The 25,294-nt window shown below is 64.8% G+C and carries 21 protein-coding genes and 2 tRNA genes; 9 read left to right on the forward strand and 14 right to left on the reverse strand.

Features of this window, described 5'->3' with window-relative positions; all coding sequences use genetic code 11:
• Positions 1-42 precede the first annotated feature (42 nt).
• The 3 genes from cofC to ACOQFP_RS15660 all read left to right on the forward strand — a co-directional run bounded on the left by cofC (position 43) and on the right by ACOQFP_RS15660 (position 4,041).
• Complete coding sequence (cofC, locus tag ACOQFP_RS15650) at positions 43-813, forward strand: 2-phospho-L-lactate guanylyltransferase (RefSeq protein WP_421584827.1); 771 nt, start codon at positions 43-45, stop codon at positions 811-813.
• Positions 814-985: 172 nt separating this feature from the next.
• Positions 986-3,106, forward strand: coding sequence for an RNA degradosome polyphosphate kinase (locus tag ACOQFP_RS15655; RefSeq protein ID WP_241257037.1), 2,121 nt, complete (start codon positions 986-988; stop codon positions 3,104-3,106).
• Positions 3,106-4,041 (forward strand): NUDIX hydrolase, encoded by a 936-nt coding sequence (locus ACOQFP_RS15660; RefSeq protein WP_206490343.1) that lies wholly within the window; start codon positions 3,106-3,108, stop codon positions 4,039-4,041. The genes ACOQFP_RS15655 and ACOQFP_RS15660 overlap by 1 nt, the downstream gene beginning before the upstream one ends.
• A gap of 119 nt (positions 4,042-4,160) precedes the next feature.
• On the opposite strand, the gene ACOQFP_RS15665 is transcribed toward ACOQFP_RS15660, so the two are convergent.
• The 3 genes from ACOQFP_RS15665 to leuC all read right to left on the reverse strand — a co-directional run bounded on the left by ACOQFP_RS15665 (position 4,161) and on the right by leuC (position 7,045).
• Positions 4,161-4,808: an HU family DNA-binding protein gene (locus tag ACOQFP_RS15665; RefSeq protein ID WP_421584828.1), complete on the reverse strand. Its 648-nt coding sequence runs from the start codon at positions 4,806-4,808 to the stop codon at positions 4,161-4,163.
• Between the two features lie 148 nt (positions 4,809-4,956).
• The gene (gene leuD, locus ACOQFP_RS15670; protein ID WP_421584829.1) at positions 4,957-5,574 is read right to left on the reverse strand and encodes a 3-isopropylmalate dehydratase small subunit; all 618 of its coding nucleotides are present in this window, start codon (positions 5,572-5,574) and stop codon (positions 4,957-4,959) included.
• Positions 5,575-5,620: 46 nt separating this feature from the next.
• On the reverse strand, positions 5,621-7,045 hold the full coding sequence (gene leuC / locus ACOQFP_RS15675; RefSeq protein WP_206490337.1) for a 3-isopropylmalate dehydratase large subunit: 1,425 nt from the start codon (positions 7,043-7,045) through the stop codon (positions 5,621-5,623).
• A 148-nt stretch (positions 7,046-7,193) separates the two neighbouring features.
• Here leuC and ACOQFP_RS15680 point away from each other — a divergent pair, with 148 nt between their 5' ends.
• Together ACOQFP_RS15680 and ACOQFP_RS15685 are read left to right on the forward strand one after the other, a co-directional pair.
• Positions 7,194-7,922, forward strand: coding sequence for an IclR family transcriptional regulator (locus ACOQFP_RS15680; RefSeq protein ID WP_206490335.1), 729 nt, complete (start codon positions 7,194-7,196; stop codon positions 7,920-7,922).
• 116 nt (positions 7,923-8,038) lie between these two features.
• Complete coding sequence (locus ACOQFP_RS15685; protein WP_206490333.1) at positions 8,039-8,206, forward strand: DUF5302 domain-containing protein; 168 nt, start codon at positions 8,039-8,041, stop codon at positions 8,204-8,206.
• A gap of 98 nt (positions 8,207-8,304) precedes the next feature.
• On the opposite strand, the gene ACOQFP_RS15690 is transcribed toward ACOQFP_RS15685, so the two are convergent.
• Positions 8,305-8,377, reverse strand: a tRNA-Glu gene (locus ACOQFP_RS15690).
• 106 nt (positions 8,378-8,483) lie between these two features.
• Positions 8,484-8,555: transfer RNA gene (locus ACOQFP_RS15695), tRNA-Gln, on the reverse strand.
• A 245-nt stretch (positions 8,556-8,800) separates the two neighbouring features.
• Between ACOQFP_RS15695 and ACOQFP_RS15700 the strand changes: the two genes are divergently transcribed.
• On the forward strand, positions 8,801-10,363 hold the full coding sequence (locus tag ACOQFP_RS15700; RefSeq protein WP_341245002.1) for a bifunctional 3'-5' exonuclease/DNA polymerase: 1,563 nt from the start codon (positions 8,801-8,803) through the stop codon (positions 10,361-10,363).
• Here ACOQFP_RS15700 and ACOQFP_RS15705 read toward each other — a convergent pair.
• From ACOQFP_RS15705 to ACOQFP_RS15715, 3 genes are read right to left on the reverse strand one after another with little or no spacing between them, the layout of a single operon-like run.
• Positions 10,321-11,325, reverse strand: a complete 1,005-nt coding sequence (locus ACOQFP_RS15705; RefSeq protein WP_206490329.1) for a YihY/virulence factor BrkB family protein — start codon at positions 11,323-11,325, stop codon at positions 10,321-10,323. The two genes, ACOQFP_RS15700 and ACOQFP_RS15705, sit on opposite strands and share 43 nt — an antisense overlap.
• A 46-nt stretch (positions 11,326-11,371) precedes the next feature.
• Positions 11,372-12,847 (reverse strand): glutamate--tRNA ligase, encoded by a 1,476-nt coding sequence (gene gltX / locus ACOQFP_RS15710; protein WP_421584830.1) that lies wholly within the window; start codon positions 12,845-12,847, stop codon positions 11,372-11,374.
• 7 nt (positions 12,848-12,854) lie between these two features.
• Positions 12,855-13,628: a fumarylacetoacetate hydrolase family protein gene (locus ACOQFP_RS15715; protein ID WP_206490325.1), complete on the reverse strand. Its 774-nt coding sequence runs from the start codon at positions 13,626-13,628 to the stop codon at positions 12,855-12,857.
• Positions 13,629-13,762: 134 nt separating this feature from the next.
• Between ACOQFP_RS15715 and ACOQFP_RS15720 the strand changes: the two genes are divergently transcribed.
• Positions 13,763-14,986 (forward strand): MFS transporter, encoded by a 1,224-nt coding sequence (locus tag ACOQFP_RS15720; protein WP_421584831.1) that lies wholly within the window; start codon positions 13,763-13,765, stop codon positions 14,984-14,986.
• Between the two features lie 81 nt (positions 14,987-15,067).
• Here ACOQFP_RS15720 and ACOQFP_RS15725 read toward each other — a convergent pair whose 3' ends face one another.
• The 5 genes from ACOQFP_RS15725 to ACOQFP_RS15745 all read right to left on the reverse strand — a co-directional run bounded on the left by ACOQFP_RS15725 (position 15,068) and on the right by ACOQFP_RS15745 (position 21,433).
• Positions 15,068-16,078 (reverse strand): 3-isopropylmalate dehydrogenase, encoded by a 1,011-nt coding sequence (locus tag ACOQFP_RS15725; protein ID WP_421584832.1) that lies wholly within the window; start codon positions 16,076-16,078, stop codon positions 15,068-15,070.
• A 49-nt stretch (positions 16,079-16,127) separates the two neighbouring features.
• Positions 16,128-17,723 (reverse strand): phosphoglycerate dehydrogenase, encoded by a 1,596-nt coding sequence (gene serA, locus ACOQFP_RS15730; protein WP_206490318.1) that lies wholly within the window; start codon positions 17,721-17,723, stop codon positions 16,128-16,130.
• Between the two features lie 187 nt (positions 17,724-17,910).
• Positions 17,911-18,912, reverse strand: coding sequence for a ketol-acid reductoisomerase (gene ilvC, locus ACOQFP_RS15735; RefSeq protein WP_421584869.1), 1,002 nt, complete (start codon positions 18,910-18,912; stop codon positions 17,911-17,913).
• 62 nt (positions 18,913-18,974) lie between these two features.
• Positions 18,975-19,478, reverse strand: coding sequence for an acetolactate synthase small subunit (ilvN, locus tag ACOQFP_RS15740; RefSeq protein WP_206490316.1), 504 nt, complete (start codon positions 19,476-19,478; stop codon positions 18,975-18,977).
• Positions 19,475-21,433, reverse strand: coding sequence for an acetolactate synthase large subunit (locus ACOQFP_RS15745; protein ID WP_421584833.1), 1,959 nt, complete (start codon positions 21,431-21,433; stop codon positions 19,475-19,477). The genes ilvN and ACOQFP_RS15745 overlap by 4 nt, the downstream gene beginning before the upstream one ends.
• Positions 21,434-21,690: 257 nt before the next feature.
• Between ACOQFP_RS15745 and ACOQFP_RS15750 the strand changes: the two genes are divergently transcribed.
• Both ACOQFP_RS15750 and ilvD read left to right on the forward strand, forming a co-directional pair.
• Complete coding sequence (locus tag ACOQFP_RS15750; RefSeq protein ID WP_307830822.1) at positions 21,691-22,242, forward strand: PH domain-containing protein; 552 nt, start codon at positions 21,691-21,693, stop codon at positions 22,240-22,242.
• A 61-nt stretch (positions 22,243-22,303) separates the two neighbouring features.
• On the forward strand, positions 22,304-24,145 hold the full coding sequence (gene ilvD, locus ACOQFP_RS15755) for a dihydroxy-acid dehydratase (protein WP_421584834.1): 1,842 nt from the start codon (positions 22,304-22,306) through the stop codon (positions 24,143-24,145).
• 138 nt (positions 24,146-24,283) lie between these two features.
• On the opposite strand, the gene ACOQFP_RS15760 is transcribed toward ilvD, so the two are convergent.
• Positions 24,284-25,267 carry a DoxX family protein gene (locus ACOQFP_RS15760; protein WP_206490307.1) on the reverse strand — a complete coding sequence of 328 codons (984 nt, stop codon included), beginning with the start codon at positions 25,265-25,267 and terminating at the stop codon, positions 24,284-24,286.
• Positions 25,268-25,294: the final 27 nt, after the last annotated feature.

Genomic DNA, 25,294 nt, shown 5'->3' on the forward strand with positions numbered 1-25,294 from the left:
CGGAGTCGGCGCAGATCCGTGGCGCTGGCAGGATCGATCACCATGGGTGCATCACGAGCCGAGGACCGCGATCGACCGGCCACGTCATCGGACCGTGCCGAGCGGACGGTCGACGTTGTCATCGCCGTGAAGGATCTCACGACGGCGAAGTCCCGCTTGGCTGCCGAGTTTTCGGCTGCCGAGCGAACCCGGTTGGTGCTGGCGATGCTCAGCGACACCGTGACTGCAGCGATATCGGTGGTGGATTCGGTCACGGTGGTCACCCCGGATCCGATCGTCGCCGACACCGCTCGCGGAATCGGTGCACGCGTGTTCGACGAACCGATCGGCGGCCCCGAGCAGTCCGCCAACGAACGACTCAATCACGCGTTCGCGTCGGCGGCATACGTACTGCGCCGCGAGCACATCGAGGCAGAGGTCCTGGCGGGCGACGCTCCGCCGGTCGCGTCCATCGACATCATCGCACTGCAAGCCGATCTTCCGGCGCTGCGTTCGGCCGAACTCGCGCAGGCATACGCCGCTGCTCGCCGCGGAGGCAGATCGCTGGTGGTCGATCATCACGGCACGGGTACCGCCGCACTGATTCTCAAAGACTCCCCGGACGAGCTAACTCCATTGTTCGGTGCCCACTCTGCGCGCCGTCACACCGAGTCCGGCGCAGTGGAACTCGACGGCAAGTGGCCGGGGCTCCGGCTCGACGTCGACACTGTCTCCGATCTCGAACGAGCGCATGCCCTCGGTGTCGGGCCAGCGACGGCGGCCGTCCTGGCTTCGCTCGGTTGGAGCGGCGACGCGTCGACCACGACGGCCTGACCGCGTTTCGTACATCGGAGTTTCGTACATCGGAGTTTCACGCGAGCCGTATATGGGGGATGATCGTCCCGTGAGCAGAGACGACGTGCAGCCAGCGAACGAAGATCCGTCGATCGAGACAGGAGAAGGCAACGGCTCTGGTGCCGCCTGGAGCGCCCCGATCGCTGCGACGATGCCGAGCATCCCGTCCGCGTTGCCGGCCGCCACACCGGAATCGGTGGATGCCGCCACCGTCCTCTCCGAAAACCGCTATCTCAACCGGGAATTGAGCTGGCTCGACTTCAACTCCCGGGTCCTGGCGCTCGCCGAGGACTCCTCGCTTCCGCTGCTCGAACGGGCGAAGTTTCTCGCCATCTATGCATCCAATCTCGACGAGTTCTACATGGTTCGGGTTGCCGGCCTCAAACGTCGTGACGAAACCGGACTTTCGGTTCGGTCCGCCGACGGTATGACACCGCGTGAACAGCTCGCGGTGATCGGTCAACGCACCCAGGAGCTCGCACTCAAACATGCGCGAGTGCTGCTGGATTCGATCCTGCCCGAGCTCACCGCCGAGGGCATCGCGATCATCCGCTGGTCGGATCTCGACAGCGACGAACGTGCGCGGCTCTCGGAGTATTTCACCGAGCAGGTGTTTCCTGTCCTCACACCACTGGCCGTCGACCCCGCACATCCGTTTCCGTACATCAGCGGCCTGAGCCTCAATCTCGCTGTGACAGTGAAGGATTACTCCACAAGCGGCGAACACTTCGCCCGCGTCAAAGTTCCGGACAATGTCGACCGCTTCGTGCGCGTCAAACGCGGTGAAGGCAATCACCGCGTCGACGCCTTCCTGTCGATGGAGGAATTGATCTCGGCACATCTCGACGCCCTGTTCCCTGGAATGGAGGTGGTGGAGAGCCATGCGTTCCGCATCACGCGCAACGCCGATTTCGAGGTGGAGGAAGACCGCGACGAAGATCTGCTGCAGGCACTGGAACGAGAACTCGCCCGCAGACGTTTCGGCTCGCCTGTTCGTCTCGAGATCGCCGACGACATGACCGAGCACATGCTCGAACTACTACTGCGCGAACTCGATGTCGATCCAGGCGACGTCATCCAGGTTCCCGGACTGCTCGATCTGTCGTGCTTGTGGCAGGTCTACAGTGTCGACCGCCCCAATCTCAAGGACGCACCCTTCGTCCCTGCCACCCACCCGGCATTCGGTGAGCGAGAGACGCCCAAGAGTGTCTTCTCGACCCTGCGCGACGGCGATGTGTTGGTGCACCATCCCTACGATTCCTTCTCCACCAGCGTTCAACGCTTCATCGAGCAAGCCGCAGCCGACCCACAAGTGCTCGCGATCAAGCAGACTCTGTATCGCACCTCCGGAGACTCCCCGATCGTCAACGCGCTCGTCGACGCCGCCGGGGCGGGCAAACAGGTCGTTGCGCTGGTCGAGATCAAAGCGCGTTTCGACGAACAGGCGAACATCGAGTGGGCGCGCAAACTGGAAAAGGCGGGCGTGCACGTGGTGTACGGCCTGGTCGGCCTCAAGACACACTGCAAAACCTGTCTCGTCGTGCGGCGTGAAGGGTCCGTCATTCGTCGGTACTGCCACATCGGTACCGGCAACTACAACCCCAAGACCGCGCGCATCTACGAGGACGTCGGTTTGCTCACCTCGTCTCCAGAAATCGGAGCCGACCTCACCGATCTGTTCAACTCGCTCACCGGATACTCCCGGAAGTCCAAGTACCGCAACTTGCTCGTCGCACCGTACGGAGTTCGCGGCGGAATCGTCGACCGCATCGAGGCCGAGGTCGAACACCTCGAGGCGGGCCGTGCGGCCGGAATTCGCCTCAAGGCGAACGCATTGGTCGACGAGCAGGTCATCGACGCCCTCTATCGCGCGTCGATCGCAGGGGTTCCGGTCAAGGTGGTGGTTCGCGGAATCTGCGCACTGAAGCCGGGAGTACCGGGTCTGTCGGAGAACATCGAGGTTCGTTCGATCCTCGGTCGATTCCTGGAACACTCGCGGATTCTGCATTTCCAGGGTGCCGACGAATTCTGGATCGGCAGCGCAGACATGATGCACCGCAACCTCGACCGCCGAGTCGAGGTGATGGCTCAGGTCAAGGATCCTCGGCTGGCGAAACAACTCGGTGACATCTTCGACTCTGCTCTCGACCCCACCACCCGATGCTGGGTACTGGGACCGGACGGTGGCTGGGTGGCCTCACCGGCGCAGGGCGAGAAGGTCCGTGAGCATCAGGTCGAACTGATGCGCAGCCGGAGGAACCAGGCCTCCTGATGGGCACTTCCGACGGCTCCCCGCGCGCCAACATCTTTGCAGCCGGTTCGATCCTGTGGCGACGCTCACCGAAGAAGGCGTCGTCTGTCGAGGTCGCGATCGTCCACCGCCCGAAGTACGACGACTGGTCCTTTCCCAAGGGCAAGCTCGATCCCGGTGAAACGTCCATCGATGCCGCTGTTCGAGAGGTCAAGGAAGAGACCGGATTCGACTCACGCCTCGGACGGTCGCTGTCCTATGTCACGTACCCGGTCCCCGGCCACCGCCGAATGAAGAAGGTTCTCTACTGGGCGGCAGAGGCAACCGGAGGGGCGTTCGTCCCCAACGCCGAGGTGGACGAACTGCGGTGGATCGCGCCAGGCGACATCGGCAATGAACTGTCATATCCCATGGACCACAAGATCCTTCGGCGGTTCATGGCGGAGCCGGCCGATACCTCGACGGTGCTGTTCGTTCGGCACGGCAGCGCGGGTTCGCGATCGCGGTTCAAGGGCAACGACGTCGAGCGCCCGCTCGACAAGACCGGAAGACGGCAGGCCGAGTCGTTGGTGCCGTTGCTCCGTGCTTTCGGGGGTGATGCGGTGTACGCGGCCGATCGTGCCCGATGCGTCCAGACGGTCGGTCCCTACGCCGACTCGCTGGGGGTACCTGTCGTCTCCGAGCACCTGTTGTCCGAGGAGGGCTATGCGGACGACCCGCGAAAGGGGCGCCGTCGTGCTCGCGACATCGCCGACCTACCCGGCACACCCGTGGTCTGCAGTCAGGGCAAGGTGATCCCCGATCTGATGCGTTGGTGGGCCGAGAAAGACGGAATTACGTTGCCTGCCAACAGAAACCGAAAAGGCAGTGTGTGGGTGCTCTCGCGTCACAAAGGCAGGCTCGTTGCGGCCGATCACATTGCCAGTCCCCTTCCCACGCTCGTCGCCGACAATTAGGGCAGCTGCCGCGAGCGACAGCAAGGCCCCCGACTCTTCGATCGAGTCGGGGGCCTTGCTGTGTCGGGCTACGCGGGCGTCGACATCACGCCGTATTCGATACGTGAAGTCTGCAGGCTCTACTTCTTTGCTGCGCGCTTGGCCGGAGCCTTCTTCGCGGGAGCCTTCTTCGCGGGAGCCTTCTTGGCCGGAGCCTTCTTGGCTACGGTCTTCTTGGCAGCCGTCTTGGCCGGAGCCTTCTTGGCGGCGGTCTTGCGCGCCGTGGTCTTGGCGGGCGCTGCCTTCTTGGCGGCGGTCTTCGCGGGAGCTGCGGCCTTGCGCGCGGTGGTCTTGGCCGGTGCCGCCTTCTTGGCAGCTGCCGTGGTTGCCTTGCGCGCGGTCGTCTTCACAGCTGCCTTCTTGGCAGCCGTCTTCTTCGCCGCAGCAGTCTTCTTGGCCGGAGCCGCAGCCGAGCCACGCTTGACGGCCGGACCGGTGGCAGGCAACTTCTGTCCGCCTGCGATGACGGCCTTGAACTGCGCGCCGGGCCGGAACGCCGGAACGTTGGTCGGCTTGACGCGGACAGTCTCGCCGGTGCGGGGGTTCCGCGCGACACGTGCTGCGCGACGACGCTGCTCGAACACACCGAAGCCTGTGATCGTGACGCTCTCGCCTCGGTGCACTGCGCGCACGATGGTGTCGACGATGTTCTCGACAGCCTCTGTGGCGCTCCGCCTGTCAGACCCCAACTTCTCGGTCAGGGCGTCGATCAGCTCTGCCTTGTTCATGGATTTCCTCCGCTATATTGTGGCCCATCGTCGGACCGACTACTACAACGGTAAACCCCAAGTCGTCAAGAGTCTATGCGCCACGCCAATTTTCATGACGTGTCGCGGAATGATTCACGGCCGCAAAGCGTGTCGGACCCCCTCCAAGTCAGCTTTCGTGCGGGGCTTCGATCCGCGCCGGGAGCGTCAGGGGTTTGTATGACGGCCTTGACTTTTCGTACTCCGCAATGGCCTCTACCTGGCGCAATGTCAGTCCGATGTCGTCCAGACCTTCCAGCAGACGCCATCTGGTGTAGTCGTCAATCGCAAAGCGCACCACCAAAGTTCCAGCCGTTACGGTCTTGTCGACGAGATCGACAATTATTTCCAATCCCGGCTGTTCTTCTAAGGCTTTCCACAGCAATTCGACGTCCGACTGCTCGACTTCGGCCGCCAGCAGCCCGGCTTTGCCCGAGTTTCCGCGAAAGATATCGGCGAACCGAGACGCGATCACGACCCTGAAACCGAAGTCCGAAAGCGCCCAGACGGCATGCTCGCGTGACGATCCCGTCCCGAAATCGGGCCCGGCAACGAGCACCGAACCTCGGTTGTACGGCTCGAGGTTCAAGATGAAGTTCGGATCCGAGCGCCAGGCCGCGAACAACCCGTCCTCGAATCCCGTGCGGGTGACCCGCTTGAGGTAGGACGCGGGGATTATCTGGTCGGTGTCGACATTGGACCGCCGCAGCGGAACTCCGATACCGGTATGCCGAGTGAAAGCTTCCATCGAATTGACTCCTTGTGCGTTCGATCGATCCGGGCCGACAGCGCTTCTACGCGAGATCGGCCGGAGAAGAAAAGGTTCCGCGAACCGCCGTAGCGGCTGCGACCAGAGGTGAGACGAGATGAGTTCGACCGCCCTTGCCCTGCCTGCCCTCGAAGTTGCGATTCGAGGTCGACGCCGATCGCTCGCCCGCAGCCAACTGGTCGGGGTTCATTCCCAGGCACATCGAGCATCCGGCCTGTCGCCACTCGGCTCCCGCGGCCGTGAATATGTCGCCGAGGCCTTCCTCTTCCGCCTGTGCTCGCACCCGCATGGACCCGGGTACCACCAACATTCGCACCCCCTCGGCAACTGTGCGGCCCTCGAGGACCGACGCCACGGCGCGCAGATCCTCGATCCGGCCGTTGGTGCACGAACCGACGAACACGGTGTCGACGGCGATCTCCCGGATCGGTGTACCCGCTTCGAGACCCATGTACTGCAGGGCCTTCTGGGCCGCTACCCGCTCGCTCTCGTCGGTCATCGACTCCGGGTCGGGCACGGAACCACCGAGCGGCACACCCTGACCCGGATTGGTTCCCCACGTGACGAACGGAGTCAGCGTGTCGGCGTCGATGTGGACCTCACTGTCGAACACCGCATCCGGATCGGTCGCGAGCTCGTTCCATGCCGCTACCGCGGCGTCCCAGTCGGCTCCCTGGGGGGCGTGCGGACGCCCCGCGAGATACTCGTAGGTGATCTCGTCCGGGGCGATCATCCCTGCCCGTGCGCCGGCTTCGATCGACATGTTGCAGATGGTCATTCGCGCTTCCATCGACAATTTCCGAATGGCCTCGCCGCGGTACTCGAGTACGTACCCCTGGCCGCCACCGGTTCCGATCTGGGCGATCACCGCGAGAATGAGGTCCTTGCTCGTCACACCGGGGGCGAGTTCACCGTCGACGGTGATCGCCATCGTCTTGAACGGACGCAACGACAGGGTCTGGGTGGCCATCACATGCTCGACCTCGCTCGTTCCGATTCCCATGGCGATGGAACCGAAGGCACCATGCGTCGAGGTGTGGCTGTCGCCGCACACGACGGTCATGCCGGGCTGGGTCAGACCCAACTGCGGACCGATGATGTGCACGATGCCCTGATCGAGGTCACCCATCGGGTAGAGCCGAACGCCGAATTCCTCGCAGTTGCGGCGAAGGGTGTCGACCTGGGTACGCGAGACGAGATCTGCGATGGGCGCGAAGATGTCGGCCGTGGGGACATTGTGATCCTCGGTCGCGATCGTCAGATCGGGGCGTCGAAGTCCACGGCCGGCCAACCGCAGACCGTCGAAGGCCTGCGGGCTGGTCACCTCGTGTACGAGGTGAAGGTCTATGTAGATCAGATCCGGCTCACGCGCTCCGTCTTCTCCGCCGCCTCGGACCACCACATGCTGGTCCCATACCTTCTCCGCCAAAGTCTTCGGTGTTTCGGACATCGGTGTCGCAGACCTCGTCTTTCCTGTCGCCGCGCCGGGCGAACGGGGTGGTTCATTCGGCGCATGATCGTCTCGACATCATGCTCCTCGACGCTCGCGTGATCTCACAATTGTGCGATCTCAGCATTCGGGAGGCTAATATCGTTCTATGAGACAGCATAGCCTGGGTGGCCTCGTAGACCAATCGAGCGGTATCGGAGTGCTCGACAAGGCGATGGCAGTGCTGCACGCAGTGGCCGAGAAGCCATGCAATCTGGGCGATCTCTGCGCTCGAACCACCCTGCCCCGCGCCACCGCACACCGACTCGCAGTCGGACTGGAAACCCACCGCCTCCTCGTTCGAGATGCCGACGGCCTGTGGCGTACCGGGCCGGGACTAGGAGAACTCGCGTCGAGCGCCTCGGATGCACTGCTCGACGCGGCCGCCTCCGTGCTACCGCGCCTGCGCGAGATCACCGGAGAGAGCGTGCAGATTTATCGGCGCGAAGGATCGGTCCGTGTCTGCGTCGCCTCCATGGAGCCCCCGACCGGACTTCGAGACACTGTCCTCGTGGGCGCCCGGCTCCCGATGACGGCTGGTTCCGGAGCCAAAGTCCTTCTGGCATGGGCAGATTCGCAAACCAAACGTATCGTGCTTCCCGAAGCGGAATTCAGTGAGCGCGTCCTCATCGAAGTTCGACGACGCGGCTGGGCACAGAGCGCAGGAGAGCGAGAACCCGGCGTCGCGAGCGTCGCAGCGCCGGTGCGCGACGGCAACGACGCTGTGGTGGCGGCGATCTCGGTATCGGGACCCATCGACCGAATCGGCCGCAAGCCCGGTGCGCGCTGGGCCGCCGATCTACTCGCAGCGGCCGACGCACTGCACAAGCGACTCTGAGCACCGACCGTGCGCCCAGCAGCACTACCGAAAAAGAAACTGATCGCGCGCAGAAAACGGAGTACGTTCGTCTCGAACGGCCCCACCGGCCGGTCGTCGACTGCGAGGAGTCACCCATGCCCGAATCCGGCAGTGAAGAACTGAAGAAGAAGTTCCGCGAGGTACTGGAGCGCAAGAACAGCAAGTCCCACAACTCCGTCGAGCACAAGGACGGTGGACCCAAGGTCGGCAACGTCCACGGTCCGGCCGACCATCAGAAAATGTTCCGGCGCAAGAGCGTCTGACACCCTCCCGTACCGCAACCGACACCCGCCCGGACATGACAACACCCGGACATGACAACACCCTCCCGGTCCGAGGACCGAGAGGGTGTTGTCTGTTGTAGCCCCGACGGGATTCGAACCCGCGCTACCGCCTTGAGAGGGCGGCGTCCTAGGCCGCTAGACGACGGGGCCAGGAACTTCACCTGCATACTTCGAGCAAGACTCGTGTCGTATCGAACGAGTCGCTGAGTCAGCATAACTGCCTCAGCACCGGCGGCAAAATCACCGCTGATGGCTGCTGGGGTACCAGGACTCGAACCTAGAATGGCGGTACCAGAAACCGCTGTGTTGCCAATTACACCATACCCCAAAGGACTTGAATCGAATTGCTCACCGCGTTCGGTGTGCACTGCGTTTCGAGCCGGGATAGAGACTATCAAAGGTGCCTACCCATTCTCCAAATCGGCTGCTCAGAGCACCCGAAACCTCCCGGTGTCGCACTCGTCCGGGCCCCGGACTGCGATCCTCGCACCTGCCGCGAACCTGCTCTGCACGCCCGAACGCGCGTCGAGCAGACTTGTTCGTCATGACCGCGCGCACGTTCCGCCGAATCCGATGAAGGTCCTCGTCGTCCCTCGCGGCCACCAGGCAGTGCTGACGCGTCTCGACGACGACGGCTCGGTATGCGGCGATCCCACCGTCGTCGACGATACTGCCGCGGCCGTCGCCGAGCTCGAACGTGCCGAGCAACCCAGGTGGGTGTGGCAGGACACCGGGCGGATCTACCCTCGCCTGCTCGCGAACGACGTACGCGTGCGCCGCTGTCACGATCTTGCGTTGGTGGGTGCGATTCTGGCGATGCGGACCGGCATTGCGACTGCCCCGTCACTGCCCGCGGACCTGCGGCCGGGATTGTTCGACGCCGATCCTCACTCCGACCCCGCAGCGGTGCTCGAGGAGTACCGACGCCAGCTACTCGAGATCGGCGACGATCGCGCACTGCAACTGCTGGCGGCGGCCGAGTCGGCCGGGGCTCTGGCCGCGGCGGAGATGACCTACGACGGATTGCCGTTCTCGGCTGCGGCGCATCGCCGTCACCTCGAGTCGATGCTCGGGGCCCGTCCCGTCGACGGCTCGACTCCCCCGGCTCTGGTGAAACTGGAGAGCGAGATCTCCTCGGCGTTCGGCAGACGCGTCAACCCGTCCTCTCCGGTGGAGGTGGTGGCCGCATTCGCACGTTCCGGAATCGAACTGACATCGACTCGCGCACACGTCATCCGCGAGGTGAACCACTCGGCTGTTCCGTTACTGCTGCGCCATCGCGATCTGTCGAAACTGCACACCACGAACGGGTGGCACTGGCTCGACACCTGGGTACGAGACGACCGATTCCGCCCGGTCTACGTTCCCGGTGCCGTGGTCTCGGGCAGGTGGGCGAGCCGCGGCGGAGGCGGCTTGCAGATCCCGAAGCCGTTGCGAGCGAGCGTGATCGCCGATTCCGGCCACACCTTCGTCGCTGCCGATGCGGGCCAGCTCGAACCACGAATCCTCGCTGCGATGTCCGGCGATCCACGCATGGTGGCCGCGGCAGGCACCGCGGATCTCTACGCACCGGTGGCCGCGGAATCGTTCGACGGTGATCGCGGCCATGCCAAGGTCGCCGTTCTCGGGGTGCTGTACGGCGCGACCTCGGGTGAGGCACGCGGATTGCTGACACGCCTACGAGCGAAGTTTCCCGGCGCCGTCGCCCTCGTCGAATCCGCTGCCCGGGCGGGCGAACGAGGCGAGGTCGTCCACTCCTGGCTGGGCCGAGCATGCCCACCGCCATCGGCGCAGTGGTGGTCGAACGGAGACGCGCACGCGCGGGGGCGTTTCACCAGAAACTTCGTCGTTCAGGCCACCGCCGCGGAATGGGCATTGTGCCTGCTGGCGGATCTGCGTGGCCGGTTGGCCGAGGGCAGCTTCGGCGACAGTGAACTGGTGTTCTTTCAACACGACGAGGTGGTGGTGCACTGCCGGCTGGCCGACGCCGATCGGGTATCGGAGGCCGTGTCGTCGGCGGCGTCGACGGCGAGCCGACTGATGTTCGGCGATACTGCGGTGCGCTTTCCCATGGAGACGAGAATCGGCCGCTTCTACGGGGCTTCGGCGTCCGATTCGGAGGAGGATGTCGACTGAGCTCGTGCCGGTTCCTCGAACGTCACCTCGATGTCCTCGAAAGCCTTACTGCGCTGAGCTTCTGCCTGTCCGGTGTAGGTGAGTTTGTCGCCCTCGGTCAGGTCCACGTCGTCGACGAACGGAGCCAGCAGAGACCGCGGAAACAATCGATCGACACGAACGACGTTGATCTCGATGCAGATCACGATCGACACCGCGGTCACGTACATGAACGCCAACAATCCGAGCACGACCGCGAACACACCGTTCGCGACGCTCGCATTGCCGACGACGTACTTGACGTACACGCTGCCGAAGGTCTGCAGTAGCTGCCAGGTCAGGCCGGCCACGATCGCTCCCGGCAACACCTGCGAGATCGACACCGGACGCACTGTCGCGAGTCGGAACGCCACGACGAACACTCCGACGTAGAACAGGGTGCCGAGCACGAACACCACGAACCCGGATTCCGAGCCGAAATACCCTGCGGCACTGAGTACGTTCACTGCCGTGATGGCGAGAACCGCCAGCCCGACCGTACTGAGCAGACCCAATCCGCGCAGGCGGGCTCGAAGGGGATCGGGCCGCAAGTTCTTCGGTACGACCCACGCGATGTTCATCGCGTTCTGCAACGCAACGGACACCCCGAGGCCGCCGTACAGGGAGCCGAGGACGCCAACGACCAGACCGAGGGTGCCCCCGCCGATGCGTTCGGGTCGCCCCAATTCGTCCCCGATCACCGGGATCTGCCCGAGCGCGGAATTCAAGATCTGTTGCACCAGCTCCGGGTTGCCCCGTAACACGATCCCCAGGATCGTGGAGAAGAGCAGCAGCGCAGGAAAGAGCGAAACGAAGGCGTAGTACGCGATCAGGGCGGCGAGGTAGCCGCCCTGATCGTCGACGAACTTGTAGATGACCGCGATGGGGAATCCGAGCACTGGCCGACGGCGCTGCAGTCGATCCAGCCGGTCGGTCACGCTCACCGGACGCTGCGACCGGACGCCGGAGTGCGCATCTGGCAGACCATCGTCACGCGATGCGGGCGCGGGCGGCTGCCAGACGTGCGAGAGTCTTCTCGCGCCCGAGCAGTTCCATCGACTCGTACAGCGGCGGGCTGATGTGCGAGCCGGTCACTCCCACCCGAATCGGCGCAAACGCTTTGCGCGGCTTGAGTTCCAAGGTGTCGATCAGTGCGAGTTTGAGAGCGGATTCCAAGTCCGCGGTCGCCCAGGTCGCCGTTGCCGTCAGTGCCGCGATTGCGGCGTCGAGGACCGGCGCGGCGTCGGCACCGAGATTCTTGGCTGCCGCGGCAGGATCGATCTCGAAATCCGCCTCGTCGACGAACAGAAACTTCAGCAGTCCCCATGTGTCCGAGAGCACGACGATTCGGGTCTGCACCAACTCGGCGGCAACGGCGAAGACCTCGTCGTCGATCGGTTCGACCAGATTCCCCTGCCCGAGAAGATAGTGCCGCAACCGAGTCGCGAAATCGTCGGTCGTGAGCATCCTGATGTGCTCGGCGTTGATCGCATCGGCCTTCTTCTGATCGAAACGCGCCGGATTCGAGTTGACCGAGGAGATTTCGAATGCCGCCACCATCTCGTCGAGCGAGAAGACGTCGTGATCGTCCGAGATTCCCCAGCCGAGAAGGGCGAGGTAGTTCAGCAGTCCCTCCGGGATGAACCCCCGGTCGCGGTGAATGAAGAGGTTGGATTCCGGATCGCGCTTGGACAGCTTCTTGTTGCCCTGCCCCATGACGAACGGCAAGTGTCCGAACTCGGGTGTTCGATCGGCAACGCCGATTCGGATCAATGCCTCGTAGAGGGCCAGCTGACGAGGCGTCGAGGACAGTAGGTCCTCGCCGCGCAGAACGTGAGTGATCCTCATCAGGGCGTCGTCGACCGGGTTGACCAACGTGTACAGCGGAACGCCGTTGCCGCGCGTCAATGCGAAGTCCGGGACCGTACCGGCCCGGAAGGTCGTCTCCCCGCGTACCAGGTCGTTCCAGGTGAGGTCGTGATCGGGCATCCGCAGCCGCACGACGGCTCCACGGCCCTCGTCCAGAAAGCTCTGCCGCTGCTCGGGGGTCAGGTCGCGGTCGAAGTTGTCGTAGCCGAGTTTGGGGTCGCGGCCTGCGGCCTTGTGCCGAGCTTCGACTTCCTCCGGGGTGGAGAACGACTCGTAGGCTTCTCCTGCGTCGAGCAACTGCTGCACGACGGCCGTGTGCTGGTCGCGACGCAACGACTGACGGTAGGGCTCGTACGGGCCGCCCACCTCGGGGCCCTCGTCCCACTCCAGGCCGAGCCAGCGCAAGGCATCGAGCAGGGCGGCGTAGGACTCCTCGGAGTCGCGCGATGCGTCGGTGTCCTCGATCCGAAAAACGAAGGTTCCACCGTGATGCTTGGCGAATGCCCAGTTGAACAGAGCAGTTCTCACCAGGCCGACGTGCGGGGTGCCGGTCGGAGACGGGCAGAACCGTACGCGAACCTCTGTTGCTGTGGTCATCGTTGCCCTACTTCTTCGCTGCGACGGGATTGGTCAGGGTGCCGATTCCCTCGACGGTGATCGAGACGTTGTCACCGTCGGTGATGGGTCCGACCCCCTCGGGTGTTCCGGTGAGGATGACATCGCCCGGGAGCAGCGTCATCACCGCCGAGACCCATTCGATTATCGCCGGAATATCGTGCAGCAGAAGCGAAGTGCGGCTCTGTTGCTTGACGGCACCATCGACCTCGGTCTTGATCTCGAGATCGGATGGATCGAGTGCGGTCTCGATCCACGGCCCGAGCGGACAGAAGGTGTCGTGCCCCTTGGCGCGAGTCCACTGCCCGTCGTGCTTCTGATGGTCGCGGGCCGAGACGTCGTTGGCGACGGTGTATCCGAGCACCACCTCGTACGCCTTGGCCGCGGGGACGTCCTTGCACGGACGGCCGATCACGATGGCCAGCTCACCCTCGTAGTGCACCTCGTTCGACGACGGTGGCAGCACTATGGCGGCACCGGGACCGACGATGGAAGTGTTCGGTTTGATGAAGATCACGGGATCCTTCGGTGCCTCACCGCCCATCTCGGCCGCGTGCGCGGCATAGTTCTTACCGATGGCGATGACCTTGCTGGCAAGGATGGGCGCGAGCAGTCGGACGTCGGCCAGTGGCCACGACCGACCCGTGAATGTGGGTGTGCCGAAAGGATGTTCGGCGATTTCCTTCGCAGTCTGCGAATCACCGTCACCTTCGATACTCACGAATGCCACACCATCAGGACTTGCAATTCGACCGAGACGCATGTCGAAAGTCTATCGACCGTGGTTCTCCGTCCGACGACACCGTCCGTTCCGTGGACCTTTCGCGGGTGTAATGTTCCGTCTGAGTTCCACATCTCAAGAAACAATGTCCATATATTGGGAATTGGAAGGACGCCATGAACGCCACCGAGCAGTTGTCCGAGATCGGCGAGGCACGCCGGTGGTTCATGCTCGTACTCGGAATGCTCGCGCAGACGGCCGGCGCAGTCTTCATCAACGGCGCCGCATTTCTCATTCCCGCCCTGCACAACGACCGAGGGCTCGGGCTCGCAACCGCGGGATTCGTCGTGGCGATGCCCACCGTCGGCATCATGCTCACCCTCATCGCCTGGGGCGTACTCGTCGATCGCATCGGCGAGCGTCTCGTTCTGGCGGTCGGCCTCGGACTCACGGCGGCGGCGAGTATCGCGGCGGTCGTGAGCACCTCCATTCCGATGCTGGCCGTCCTGCTGTTGATCGGCGGCATGGCGGCCGCAAGCGCCAACAGTGCGAGCGGACGGGTGGTGGTGGGTTGGTTCCCACCGCATCGACGCGGACTCGCCATGGGGATCAGGCAGATGTCGGTGCCGCTGGGAGTGGGGATCGCCGCTCTGACCATCCCGCCCGTCGCCCGCGATCACGGCGTGGGAGCGGCGTTGGCCGTACCGGCCGTCGTGTGCACGGTGAGCGCACTGATGTGCCTCGCGGTTATCGATCCGCCACGGCCCAATCGCGCCGACGCGGCCGCTCAGGGCTTGCTCGACAATCCCTACCGTGCCCGCAGCGAGCTGTGGCGCATTCATGCCACGTCCGTCCTGCTGGTGGTGCCCCAATACGTCGTGTGGACGTACGCACTCGTCTGGTTGATGACCGACAGAGGGTGGACGGCAGCTGCGGCAGGCGTCCTGGTCACAGCGACCCAGATCCTCGGGGCCATAGGCCGAATGAGCGTGGGTGCGCTCTCCGATCGTGTCGGAAGCCGGATGAGACCTCTTCGATGGGTCGCCGTCACTGCTGCCGCCAGCATGCTCGGACTCGCTGTCGCGGACTGGTTCGACTCCCCCGCCGCGATCGTTCTGCTCGTCATCGCATCCATCGCCACCGTTGCTCCGAACGGTCTCGCATTCACCGCTGTGGCAGAGATATCCGGACCGTACTGGAGTGGACGCGCACTGGGGGTCCAGAACACCAGTCAGTACGTGTTCGCTTCGGCTGTACCGCCGGCGTTCGGTGCCGTGGCGGCCGTCAGCTTTCCTCTTGCGTTCCTGATCTCGGCCGTCTTTCCCGCGCTCTCCGTACCGGTCGTTCCCGCAGATCCGGCCCCCGAAGGCCTCGGCGAGGATCGGGACCGAGCCGGCTGACTCGGCATCGATCAATGCCCGTGAGACAGAAGATGCCACGGTCGGGCCGGGCCCGCCGTGGCATCTTCGCGTTCGATTCGGCTACAACCGGGCGGCGATGCGCGCGCCGATCTCCTTGGTGGTGCCGGTCGTGGTCCCGCGCTCGGCCAGATCCGCCGCGACCGCGGCCTCGACCCGTTCGGCGTTCGCCGTGTCGCCGAGGTGTGCCAGCAGCAGCGACACCGACAGGATGGCAGCCGTCGGATCGGCCTTCTGCTGTCCGGCGATATCGGGAGCGCTGCCGTGCACCGGCTCGAACATGCTCGGATTGGTACCGGTCGCATCGATGTTTCCGCTTGCGGCCAAACCGATTCCGCCGGTGACTGCTGCCGAGAGGTCCGTCACGATGTCGCCGAACAGATTGTCGGTGACGATGACATCGAATCGGCTGGGATCGGTGACGAGGTGGATCATCGCGGCATCGATGTGCTGGTAGGCGACCTCGACATCCGGGAACTCGACAGAGACCTCCTCCACCGTGCGAGCCCAGAGGCTACCGGCGAAGGTCAACACGTTGGTCTTGTGGAGCAGCGTCACGTGCTTGCGCCGCGTGAGCGCCCGCTCGAAACCATTGCGCACCACCCGCTCCACCCCGTAGCGAGTGTTGACGCTGACCTCGGTCGCGACCTCGTGCGGGGTACCGACACGAAGCGCTCCGCCGTTGCCGGTATAGGGCCCTTCGGTCCCCTCACGCACGACGACGACGTCGATTGTCTTGTCGCCCGCCAGCGGACCGACGACACCGGGATACAACTTGGCCGGACGCAGATTGATGTGGTGATCGAGCTCGAATCGAGCCCGCAGCAGCAATCCACGTTCGAGGACGCCGCTGGGAACCGAAGGATCGCCGATGGCTCCCAACAGGATGGCGTCGTGCTCGCGTAACTCGGCCAGCACCGAATCCGGCAGCAGCTCGCCGGTGGCGTTGTAGCGACGCGCACCGAGGTCGTACTCGGTCTTGTCGCTCCCGGGTGCAACGATGTCGAGGACGGCAAGCGCCTCGGTCACGACCTCGGGCCCGATTCCGTCTCCGGCGATGACAGCCAGCTTCATCTCACTCCTCATGATTCTTCGGCGTCCGACCGATCCGTTGGCAGAGCGATCAGGACAGATCGACGAGCTCGATGGTGGACGCACCGACCGCGGCGGCGATGCTCTCGCGCACCTCCGCAGGCACGTTCTTGTCGGTGCGCAGCAGAATCGTGGCACCGTCGCCCTCGGAGTCCTGGCTGAGCGCGGCCGCCTGAATGTCGATGCCGGCTTCACCGAGCAGCGTGCCGATCCGGCCCAGGCTGCCCGGCTGATCGGCGTAGCTGACGATGAGGTTCTTGCCTGCAGCCCGCAGGTCGAAGTTGCGACCGTTGATGTTGACGATCTTCTCGACCTGCGTGGTGCCGGTGAGAGTGCCTGCCACGTTCGAGACCGAACCGTCGCCGTACACGGCCCGGACGTCGACGACGCTGCGGTGGTTCTCACTCTCCGAGGCGGTGGTGACCTCGGCGGTCACGCCGCGCTCCTCGGCGAGTGCCGGGGCGTTGACGAACGTGACCGCATCCTCGATGACGGCGGAGAACAGCCCTCGCAACGCCGACAGTTTGAGGATCTCGACGTCCTCCGCGGCGAGCTCGCCGCGCACATCGACCGAGAGCGAGGTGGGAAGTTCGGTGGACAGTGCCCCGAGCAGGACACCCTGCTTGCGTACGATCTCGAGCCACGGCGAAACCTCTTCGCCCACGGCTCCGCCCTTGACGTTGACGGCGTCGGGAACGAACTCTCCTGCGAGAGCCAGCAGTACCGACTTCGCCACATCGGTGCCCGCGCGGTCCTGAGCCTCGGTGGTCGACGCGCCGAGGTGTGGGGTGACGACGACCTGAGGCAGCTCGAACAGCGGGCTGTCGGTGCACGGCTCCGAGGCGTAGACGTCGATACCGGCGGCGAAGACATGACCGCTGGTGATGGCGTCGGCCAGCGCCTGCTCGTCCACCAGACCACCGCGTGCGGCGTTGACGACGATGACACCGGGCTTGGTCTTGGCCAGTGCTTCCTTGCCGATGATGCCCTTGGTCTCGGGCGTCTTCGGCAGGTGCACCGAGAACATGTCTGCGCGCTCGAGCAGTTCGTCGAGGCTGACCAGTTCGATGCCCAGCTGCGCGGCGCGAGCGGCCGAGACGTAGGGATCGTAGGCGATGATGTGGGTCTCGAAGGCGGCGAGGCGCTGAGCGAACAGCTGACCGATTCGGCCGAGTCCGACGACACCGACCGTCTTGCCGAAGATTTCGACGCCGTTGAACTTGCTGCGCTTCCACTCGTGCTGACGGAGCGTGGCGTCGGCAGCCGGAATCTGGCGAGCGGCAGCGAGCAGCAGCGTCACGGCATGCTCGGCGGCGGTGTGGATGTTGGAGGTCGGAGCGTTCACGACCAGCACACCACGCTCGGTCGCGGCGGGGACATCGACGTTGTCCAGGCCGACTCCTGCACGGGCGACGATCTTGAGGTTGGTTCCGGCAGCGAGTACCTCGGCGTCGACGGTGGTGGCCGAGCGCACCAGGATCGCGTCGGCCTCGGGAACCGCAGCGAGCAACGCGGGACGATCCGGACCGTCGACCCAACGAACCTCGACCCCGTCGCCGAGTGCCTCGACGGTGGACTGCGCAAGTTTGTCGGCGATCAGAACGACAGGACGGCCTGGCTGGCTCACGTGGAAAACTCCCTATATCGGTTCGAGACGTGGTCGGTGAGAAATACGGCGGGGCTGTGCAGCACGAACAGTTTAGAGGCCCGAAGCGTCGACCTGTGACGGCACCTGACGTGACCGTCGAAGGGCACCGCCACGGATGTAGCAGTGCCCTTCGATCAGCGTGCGTCGGACCGTGATTCGCTGAGAATCAGGCCGTTTCGGTGATCGGGCGATCGACCCAGCTCATCAGGTCGCGCAGCTTCTTGCCGGTGACCTCGATGGGATGCTCGGCGTTGGCCTTGCGCAGGCCTTCGAGCTCGGTGTTGCCGTTCTCGACGTTGGCGACGAGACGACGGGTGAATTCACCGGACTGGATATCGGCCAGAATCGCCTTCATCCGCTCCTTGGTGCCGGCGTCGATGACGCGCGGTCCCGACAGGTAGCCACCGAACTCGGCCGTGTCGGACACCGAGTAGTTCATCCGGGCGATGCCACCCTCGTACATCAGGTCGACGATGAGCTTGAGCTCGTGCAGCACCTCGAAGTACGCCATCTCGGGTGCGTAGCCCGCCTCGACCATGACCTCGAAGCCGGTCTTGACGAGTTCTTCGGTGCCACCGCACAGCACGGCCTGCTCACCGAAGAGGTCGGTCTCGGTCTCTTCCTTGAACGTGGTCTTGATGACTCCGGCGCGGGTTCCGCCGATGCCCTTGGCCCAGGACAGCGCGAGCGCCTGGCCCTCGCCCTTGGGGTCCTGATCGATGGCGATCAGAGCCGGAACGCCCTTGCCGTCGACGAACTGGCGACGCACGAGGTGTCCGGGGCCCTTGGGGGCGACCATGCCGACGGTGACGAACTCCGGAGCCTTGATCAGGTCGAAGTGGATGTTGAGTCCATGACCGAAGAACAGCGCGTCGCCGTCCTCGAGGTTGGGCTCGATCTCCTCGGAGAAGATCTTGGCCTGGGCGGTATCAGGTGCGAGCACCATGATCACGTCGGCCCACTCGGAGACCTCGGCGGGGGTGCCGACCTTCAGACCCTGCTCCTCGGCCTTGGCGCGGGACTTCGATCCGGCTGCGAGGCCGATGCGCACATCGACGCCCGAGTCGCGCAGGCTCAGCGAGTGCGCGTGGCCCTGGCTTCCGTAGCCGATCACGGCGACCTTGCGGCCCTGGATGATCGACAGATCAGCATCGTCGTCGTAGAACATCTCGACTGCCACTGGTTGTTACCTTTCCTCTTGGGTTTTACGTGTGTTCGTCACTTCGGTCGCTACCGCGACGCAGTGATCGATTTCGGTCCACGTCCGACGGCAACGACTCCCGACTGAACTATTTCTCGAATTCCATAGGGGTCCAACATCTTCAGCAGCGCATCGAGCTTCGAGCGGGTGCCCGTCGCTTCGACCGTGACCGCCTCGGGCGAGACGTCGATCACCTTGGCGCGGAACAGATTGACCGTCTCGATGACCTCGCTGCGAACACTTGCGTCGGCCCGAACCTTGATCAGCACCAACTCGCGCGCCACCGAGGAATCCTCGTCCTGCTCGACGATCTTGATGACGTTGATCAGCTTGTTGAGCTGCTTGGTCACCTGCTCGAGCGGGAATTCGTCGACGGTCACCACGATGGTCATGCGGGAGATGTCGGGGATCTCGGTGCCACCGACGGCGAGCGAGGAGATGTTGAAGCCGCGGCGCGAGAACAACGCAGCGACGCGGGCCAGCACACCTGGCTTGTCCTCCACGAGGACGCTGAGGGTATGGCTCGTGCTCACTGGTCGGTGCCTTTCACGTCGTTGTGCTGCGGATGTGGTGCCTGCTCGCGGTGCATCGCCTCGTCGAGTCCCGGCTCACTGCCGACGGTCTCGTCCTCGTCGAACAGCGGCCGAATTCCGCGGGCAGCCATGATCTCGTCGTTACCGGTTCCGGCTGCGACCATCGGCCACACCTGAGCGTCGGCTCCGACGATGAAGTCGATGACGACCGGACGATCGTTGATCGCACGCGCCTCGGCGATCACCGCGTCGACATCCTCTTCCCGCTCGCACCGCAGACCGACGCAACCCAACGCCTCGGCCAGCTTGACGAAATCCGGAATTCGGACGGCACCGTGGGTGCCGAGGTTCGTGTTGGAGTATCGCTCCTCGTAGAACAGCGTCTGCCACTGACGAACCATGCCGAGGTTTCCATTGTTGATGAGCGCGACCTTGATCGGGATGCCCTCGACCGCGCAGGTCGCCAGTTCCTGGTTGGTCATCTGGAAGCAGCCGTCACCGTCGATGGCCCACACCTCGGCGTCGGGTAGGCCCATCTTGGCACCCATGGCGGCCGGAACCGCGTACCCCATCGTGCCGAGGCCACCGGAGTTGAGCCAGGTGCGCGGCTTCTCGTAGTTGATGAACTGCGCGGCCCACATCTGGTGCTGGCCCACTCCTGCGCAGTAGATCGCGTCGGGCCCGGCGAACTTACCGACCGAGGAGATGACGAACTCGGGCGACATGGAACCGTCGGAGGGGCGGTCGTAACTCAGCGGGTAGGTCTTGCGGATGCCGTCGAGGTACACCCACCACTGCTCGAGGTCGAGGGTGGTTCCGGTCGCACGATCGGCTCGCAACGCCTCGATGAGTTCGGTGATGACCTCGCGGCAGTCACCGACGATCGGCACGTCGGCAAATCGATTCTTGCCGATCTCGGCCGGGTCGATATCGGCATGAATGACCTTGGCACCCGGGGCGAACGACGAGAGCTGGCCGGTGACGCGGTCGTCGAACCGGGCACCGAGCGTGATCAACAGGTCACTGCGCTGCAGCGCGGCCACGGCCGCGACGGTGCCGTGCATACCGGGCATGCCCAGGTTGAGCTGGTGAGTGTCGGGGAACGAGCCGCGCGCCATCAGGGTGGTGACGACGGGGATTCCGGTCAGTTCGGCAAGCTCGAGCAGCTCGGCCGACGCGTTGGCCTTGATGACACCACCGCCGACGTACAGCACCGGCTGCCTGGCGTCGGCGATGTAGCGCGCTGCCTCGCGGACCTGCTTGCCGTGGGGCTTGGTCACCGGCCGGTAGCCGGGCAGACGCATCTCCGGCGGCCACGAGAACGTCGTCTGCGCCTGCAGAACGTCCTTGGGGATGTCCACGAGCACGGCACCGGGGCGACCGGAGGCGGCGATGTAGAACGCCTCGGCCATGATGCGCGGAATGTCTGCACCGTCGGTGATGAGGAAATTGTGCTTGGTCACGGGCATGGTGATTCCCGAGATGTCGGCTTCCTGGAAGCCGTCGGTACCGATGAGGCTGCGCGCCACCTGCCCGGTGATCGCGACGACCGGAACGGAGTCCATCTGGGCGTCGGCGAGCGGGGTGACGAGGTTCGTCGCTCCCGGACCCGAAGTCGCCATGCACACCCCGACGCGGCCCGTGGCCTGGGCGTATCCGGTGGCAGCGTGGCCTGCGCCCTGCTCGTGACGAACGAGGACGTGCCGAACCTTCTTGGAGTCGAAGAGCGGGTCGTACACCGGAAGGACCGCGCCACCGGGAATGCCGAAGACAGTGTCGACGTCGAGTTCCTCCAGTGCTCGTACGACCGACTGCGCACCGGAGACCTTTTCCGGCGCGACGTGGCGTCGCGATCCGTTGGTCGCCGCGTCTGCGGACGGGCTGCTGGTCGACGGACTTGCGGCTGACCCCGGCTTACGAGTCGTGGGCCCGGGGCGTGCGGTTGGTGCGCTCACTGATTGCTTCCTCAGGAATGTCGAATTGCTGGGCGATCTCTGGGCAAGAAAAAACCCCCGCCAGCGTGTGCTGTACGAGGGTGGCGCGTCGATGCGAGCTTGAACAATCGGCTCAGGCGATGACGCGCCGGCCGATTACGAGTATCCAATTCCGCTTCACGCGCTCGACGGTAGGCGCGCGCTCCGGGAAGAGTCAAGCTCGTCACGACGCAATCCCATTATGTGAGATCGCGTAGATGCAATGCGAAGATGAATGGGTGTCGTCTTCGCAGCAGTCCGAACCACCACTGTCATCCTCCCACACCGCTCCCGAGGCACCGAACGGCGCCGACGGACGGCAGCCGTCGACCACGCAGGTCATTCGCCTGCCGCGCCTGGCCCTCGTCGCCGTGGGGCTGCTACTGCTGGGCACGGCGCTGCCTGCCGTCAGCTGGCCGGCTGCCCTGGGATGGCTACTGATCCTGCCGATCCTCGCCTGCATCTGGGTGCTTCGCGTGCGCACCGTCATCACTCCCGAGGCCATCACCGCCCGACGGTTCATCGGCTCGGATGTGATCGAGTGGAACTCGGTACAGGGGCTGCACTTTCCGAACCGCCGCTGGGCCCGTGTGGTCCTGACCGACAAAACCGAGAAGTCGCTCCCCTTGGTGCGATTCGACCTGCTCCCCGAGCTCGCAGCCGCGAGTGGAGGACGCATCACCGATCCCTATGCAGCGGCCGCCGCGGATCGAGCCCGAGCGGAAGCAGAGGAAGCAGCGGAAGCCGAGGAAGCCGAACACGAGGACGAGCGGGCTCCCGAGAATCGCTAGCAGGCCCGCCGAGTAACCTCGTCCGTGCGAATACCGCTGCAACGAACGAGGACAACGCACTATGCCGCCGCTACGCTCACGGGTCACCACTGTCGGACGCAACGCCGCGGGCGCACGCTCGCTGTGGCGCGCGACCGGGATGACCGATTCGGATTTCGGGAAACCCATCGTCGCCATTGCGAACTCGTACACCCAGTTCGTCCCCGGCCACGTGCATCTGAAGAATGTCGGCGAGATCGTCGCCGATGCCGTCCGAGCTGCAGGCGGCGTTCCCCGCGAGTTCCACACCATCGCCGTCGACGACGGGATCGCCATGGGTCACGGCGGGATGTTGTACTCGCTGCCCAGCCGCGAGATCATCGCCGACTCGGTCGAGTACATGGCCAACGCCCACACGGCGGATGCGCTGGTGTGCATCTCCAACTGCGACAAGATCACTCCGGGCATGCTCAACGCCGCGATGCGCCTGAACATCCCTACCGTGTTCGTCTCCGGCGGACCGATGGAAGCAGGCAAGGCCGTCGTCGTCGACGGCGTCGCGCAGGCCCCGACGGACCTGATCACCGCTATCTCCGCCAGTGCCAGCGACGCGGTGTCCGAGGCCGGCCTCGACGAGGTCGAGCGCAGCGCGTGCCCCACCTGTGGATCCTGCTCGGGCATGTTCACCGCCAACTCGATGAACTGCCTCACCGAGGCGCTCGGATTGGCACTCCCCGGCAACGGCTCCACCCTGGCCACGCACCAGGCTCGCCGGGCCCTGTTCACGCGGGCAGGCACGACCGTCGTCGAGGCCGCGCTGAGGTACTACCGCGACGAGGACGACTCCGTTCTCCCCCGCAACATCGCCACACCGGCCGCGTTCCGCAACGCCATGGCGCTCGACGTGGCGATGGGCGGATCCACCAACACCGTGCTGCACACTCTCGCCGCCGCGCAGGAGGGCGAGGTCGACTTCGATCTCGACACCATCGACGCCATCAGCCGTCGGGTCCCGTGCCTTTCGAAGGTGTCACCGAACTCCGACTACCACATGGAAGACGTGCACCGGGCCGGCGGAATTCCGGCACTGCTCGGTGAACTGCGCCGCGCGAACCTGCTCGAGACCGATGTCTCGACGGTGCACACCAAGAGCTTCGACGACTGGCTCGACACCTGGGACATCCGGTCCGGCAGTGCATCGGACGAGGCGATCGAACTGTTCCACGCCGCTCCGGGTGGGGTTCGTACCGTCGAGCCGTTCTCCACGGACAACCGCTGGTCGTCTCTGGACACCGATGCCGCAGGTGGTTGCATCCGAGATCTGGAACACGCCTACACGGTCGAAGGTGGCCTGGTGGTGCTTCGCGGCAACATCGCGGTCGACGGTGCGATCCTCAAGACCGCAGGCATCGACGAGGACCTGTTCTCCTTCCAGGGTCCGGCATTGGTCGTCGAGTCCCAGGAGGAGGCCGTCTCGGCCATCCTGCAGAAGAAGATCCAACCCGGTGATGTGCTGGTGGTTCGGTACGAGGGTCCCAAGGGCGGACCGGGCATGCAGGAGATGCTGCACCCGACCGCCTTCCTCAAGGGTGCCGGTCTGGGCAAGGTCTGCGCACTGATCACCGACGGCCGGTTCTCCGGTGGAACCTCGGGCCTGTCCATCGGGCACATCTCTCCGGAGGCTGCCGCGGGCGGAGTGATCGGGCTCGTCGAGAACGGCGACCAGGTCCGCATCGATGTGGCCACGCGCACGCTCGAGATACTGGTCGACGACGAGACCCTCGAGACGCGTCGGGCGAAGATGACGGCCTCCGAGCGTCCGTGGCAGCCGGTGGATCGTCAGCGCACGGTCACCACCGCCCTGCGTGCTTACGCGGCTTTGGCAACCTCGGCAGACAAGGGTGCAGTCCGCTACGTCCCGTGAGCAGTACTGGACAGGCGGGAGTGCAGCCTGCGGAACGACCCGGACAGGCGGGAGTGCAGCCTGCGGATCACCCCAGGTGAGTGGAACCTCGTAGCCGGCTACGAGGTTCCACTCACCTGGGGTGATCGTCGTGCGAGATCAGCGGACGACGGGATTGGCTCCGTTGAGGAAGATCCAGATGCAGACTCCGGCGGCGATGCCGATGACGAGCGCGAGCAGCGATCCGATCCGCGGGCGAGTGGCCCATCCGCGGCGACCGTCGAATGCGATCTTTCCGGGACCGGTGAGGATGAGCGCCGCCGCTGCGAAGCCGAGCACAGTTTCGTACTCGACGCCGTCTGCGCCGAAGAACTGCAGACCGGGCGAGGCCATCTGCTTGAAGCACCAGGCGTTGATGATGGTCGCCAGCACGGCTGCTCCTGCCAGCGGCGTCGCCAATCCGAGGATCAGCAGCGCTCCGCCGAGGGTTTCGCCGGCAGCGGCAACGATCGAGAGAATCTCCGGGTACCGGAAGCCCGCGTCCTCGAGCAGGCTTTGAAAACCGTCCAGGCCGGGCCCGTTCCACAGCCCGACCAGTTTCTGCAGTCCGTGGCCGAGGAACACTGCTCCGACTGCTACCCGAAGTACGAACAAGCCCAGGTCGGTGCTGCCTCGACGCGCGGGGATCTCGACGGTCTCGGTTCGCACCTCGGGCTCCGGTACGACCGCGGGTGCTGCGGCGGCCGTCGAGGTACCGATGTGCTCGGTGGGCCGATCGGAGTATGCGGTCGAGGAGGTCGACGCGGACGCCGATGTGCGACCGGTGGACGAGTCCGAGTACGAGTCGGAGTACGCCGAGGGCCGGAATGTCTGCATCTTCTCGGTGGGCTGGGCGTCGGATGCGCCCGTGTCGGACGGTGCCGAGTACGGGAAGTCGAGTTCGTCGTCGGTGCGAGGCAGTCGGTCGGACCGCTGGGCACCGAATGCGGTCGTCGATTCACCGGAGGTCTCGGTCCGGTCCGGTGCAGGTGTGTCGGAAGCGGAGCGCGAGGGCGGAATCTTTTCGGTGGGATTGTCGTACGGGCTTTCGGCCGGTTCGTACGACGTATCCGGCCGGTTGGGGTCGCGCGGTGTATCGGTCACCACTCCAGAGTAGAGGCGATGTACCCC

The sequence above is a fragment of the Rhodococcus sp. MALMAid1271 genome, from assembly GCF_049195265.1.
Classification (GTDB): domain Bacteria; phylum Actinomycetota; class Actinomycetes; order Mycobacteriales; family Mycobacteriaceae; genus Rhodococcoides.